Annotated in this window: 1 protein-coding gene; it reads left to right on the forward strand. The window is 50.2% G+C overall.

Annotation, left to right across the window (positions count from 1 at the left end; translation table 11 throughout):
* On the forward strand, positions 1 to 255 hold a 255-nt coding region (locus tag V6C27_14945; protein MEG6617667.1), incomplete at both ends, for a methyl-accepting chemotaxis protein.

Here is a 255-nt window from a genome sequence, read left to right on the forward strand (position 1 = left end):
TGAAGCAGCCCGGGCCGGTGAGCATGGCAAGGGGTTTGCGGTGGTGGCAGATGAAGTGAGAAAGTTGGCGGAGCAATCTGGCAATGCCGCTAAAGAAATTGGCCAGTTAATTAATCAAATTCAAGTGGAAGTAACAAATTCCGTTGATAAAATGACGGCCACCAATGAAGCGGTTAAACAGGGAGCATCACTGGCTGCCGAAGCAGGCAGAGCATTGACAGAAATAGTCCAAGCCAACCAAAAGGCGGCGGAGTT

This window comes from Peptococcaceae bacterium 1198_IL3148 (assembly GCA_036763105.1).
GTDB lineage: Bacteria > Bacillota > Desulfotomaculia > Desulfotomaculales > Desulfohalotomaculaceae > JBAIYS01.